The organism is Candidatus Glomeribacter gigasporarum BEG34, from assembly GCF_000227585.1.
Lineage (GTDB): Bacteria > Pseudomonadota > Gammaproteobacteria > Burkholderiales > Burkholderiaceae > Glomeribacter > Glomeribacter gigasporarum_B.
On the sequence record NZ_CAFB01000103.1, the window covers coordinates 1 to 2,161 of the forward strand.

At 41.8% G+C, this 2,161-nt stretch carries 3 protein-coding genes; 2 read left to right on the forward strand and 1 reads right to left on the reverse strand.

All coding sequences use genetic code 11. The annotated features are described in order from the left end of the window. Together CAGGBEG34_RS09150 and CAGGBEG34_RS09860 are read left to right on the forward strand one after the other, a co-directional pair. Positions 1-418 (forward strand): ParA family protein (locus tag CAGGBEG34_RS09150; protein ID WP_042688508.1); only part of this gene is annotated, 418 nt, incomplete at its 5' end. 70 nt (positions 419-488) lie between these two features. Then, positions 489-863, forward strand: coding sequence for a hypothetical protein (locus CAGGBEG34_RS09860; RefSeq protein WP_158641870.1), 375 nt, complete (start codon positions 489-491; stop codon positions 861-863). A gap of 81 nt (positions 864-944) precedes the next feature. Here CAGGBEG34_RS09860 and CAGGBEG34_RS09160 read toward each other — a convergent pair whose 3' ends face one another. Continuing rightward, positions 945-1,880 (reverse strand): Rpn family recombination-promoting nuclease/putative transposase, encoded by a 936-nt coding sequence (locus tag CAGGBEG34_RS09160; protein ID WP_006683348.1) that lies wholly within the window; start codon positions 1,878-1,880, stop codon positions 945-947. Positions 1,881-2,161 lie beyond the last annotated feature (281 nt).

The following is a 2,161-nucleotide window of genomic DNA, read 5'->3' on the forward strand; positions in this document are numbered from 1 at the left end:
TGTGGGTGAGTACGATTATATTTTGATTGATTGCCCTCCTGCTGTAGATAGTCTTGCGCCTCAGTCAGCTTTAATAATTTCTGAATTAGCGCTGGTGCCTGTAATTCCTAGTCCCTCTGATTTGTGGGCGGCTGTCGGAATCCAAGAGCTGATAGAGAGAATGCAAAGTATCAATGAATCTCTTAAGGCAAGGCTAGTCGCTAATATGTGTCAATCCAATGTCAGTCTTAATGAAGAAGTTTTGAGCGTACTGAAGGACTTCGGTGTTCCTAAATTGGAAAGCAGTCTCTGTTTGAGGACTGCTTATAGGCAGTCTGCGGTATTTGGAGGAACTGTATTTAATATTAAAGCTGCTGGTAAGGCGGTCAATGAAATTGTGGCCATGAAGAAAGAAATATTATCAATATTAAAAGTTTAATTAGTATTGAAAATTAATATAGTTAATACTATTATTATAGTTTACAACTACTGTACCAATGAAAAAAAAGTTGTCGGACTCCCTGAGAATCAGTTTAAACGAGGAAAGAGAGTCGGTTAAGGCTAGGAATTCTAGTATAGAGAGCAGACTTGCTACAGCAGAGGAGATTTTTCAGGAGAAAGATGATGATATAGATGAAAAGAGCTTATGTTCAGTAAAGAAGAGGCCATTGAAAGTGGTAAGAGACACATTCTCAATACCGGAATCAGATTATTTGTTATTAAATAAGTGTAAGAATCGTGGAATTGAATTTAAATGTGTAGTGAATAAATCTGAAATTGTAAGAGCGGGCCTCATTTTATTAAATAAATTACCCGACGAAGAATTTGTTAAAGCACTTAAACTTGTCAAAAAAATAAAAATGGGGAGACCAAAGACTAGTTAATATTTTTAATACAGTATATACTGTTTTTAAAGTATTCTACTAAAAAGCGCAAGATTTGAATGTAGAAACCTAAGCCACTTCTTACAAATTTCTTAGGTCGTCGTCAGTAAGTTCGGTTATACGTTTAATAAGCTCAATATCTAGATTTTCATCCACCATTTTTCTTGCATCTTCAATTTTGCTAGCTTTCCAAGCATCCGCATAAGTAGCTTGCAAGGCTTTCTGGTAGCCCCTTTGCTCGCCCCTTTGCTCCAATTGTTGTGCTGCACTCATAATGACCTCTCGTTTCTCAGGTAATGCTTCCAAAAACACCTTTAAGACCTTCTCCGCCTGATTTTCGCTCCAAGCGCTAGACAGCGCGTATCTTACCACAGTCCGCAAGTAAGACTCTGTAGTTCGGGTCAAGCTAATGGTCAACGTCTCACATTCCTTGAGCTGAGAAACTGCACGGACAAAATCTCGCTCCCGCGCGTACTTGAGCAGCATCTCCATCAGCGCTGCTGTCCCATGCTGCCTGATCATCTCTTCTGGCAGCGTGGTTAAATCGATAAGGCTGAACGGCTTAAACATCATCGCCCGCGCCAAGTCTGGGTCGTCAAAGTCGTCGTAGATGTCCGTGGACTGCGGGAACGGCGAGGTTTCACCGTGGTAGACGCAAAGTGGCAGCACCAGTGGAAGTTTCTTGCTGCCCGCCTTCAGTGCATCGTTCATGAGGTTAACGACGTACTGTAGGAGACGGAAGGCAATATGCGTCGGGGCTGTTGAAAAAGCTTCAAGCAGGAAGAGAATCGGGATATAGCCGTCTTTGCCGTCAAACTGGCAGCGGTAAACGATATCGCTGTGAATTTCGACGAAATCTGGAGTGAGCAGGCTTTTGTCCGTGAGATGCAAAGTGCTGAGGTCTAGGCGCTGGTAGAGGTCGGGCTGAAGATGAGATTTAAGGAAATCGACAGCAATCTGCCGCTCTTTCAAAGACGCCTTGAAGTATTTATCGTGCGGCTGGTGTGAAATCGACATTACTATCCTTATGCTCTCCAACACTCGAAGCACACGGTCAAAAGAAGCTTATTTAAATGTCAAGCAACTTAAAAGTACGTGCTTCAATTTCAATTTTAAGAATGTCCTTTAGTACGCTAAGAATCGCTGCAAAATTCATTATTCAACAGTCTGCGCAAGCTGCTCAAAACCAAGGGTGGCATTAATCAAATCACGTAGCATAAGCTTCGCTGTCTCTGTTTCACCGTTTAGAAACAATGTAGTTGCTTCATCGAGGCGGATATTAAACCGTCCTTTTTCAA

Coding starts and splice junctions, on each gene's coding strand:
- CAGGBEG34_RS09160 (WP_006683348.1), bottom strand. CDS start 1,880: ATGTCGATTTCACACCAGCCGCACGATAAATACTTCAAGGCGTCTTTG.